General features: G+C 68.5%; 1 pseudogene. It reads right to left on the bottom strand.

Annotated features, from left to right (window positions below):
• Positions 1-311, bottom strand: a pseudogene (locus FMEAI12_RS32260) (integrase); the annotation flags it as partial.

Here is a 311-nt window from a genome sequence, read left to right on the forward strand (position 1 = left end):
GGAACCGGTGGCCACGTTCGTCGAGGTCCATCAGTAGGTTCCGTGCCTGCTGGGTGACCCAGGCTGCGGTCGGGTGCTTCGTGGTCCCGAGAACATGGACGTGGCGGGTGGCGTGTTCGACGACGAAGAACACGTAGATCCGTTGCAGGAACACGGTGTCCACGGTGAAGAAGTCGCAGGCCAGCAGGCTGGAGGCCTGGGCGGACAGGAAGGTGCGCCAGGAGGTGTCGGCCCGGCGGGGTGCGGGGTCGATGCCGGCGCGGTGCGGGATCCGCCAGACGGTGGCGACTCCGACCGGGTAGCCCAGGGAC

This window comes from Parafrankia sp. Ea1.12, from assembly GCF_900465275.1.
Lineage (GTDB): Bacteria > Actinomycetota > Actinomycetes > Frankiales > Frankiaceae > Parafrankia > Parafrankia soli.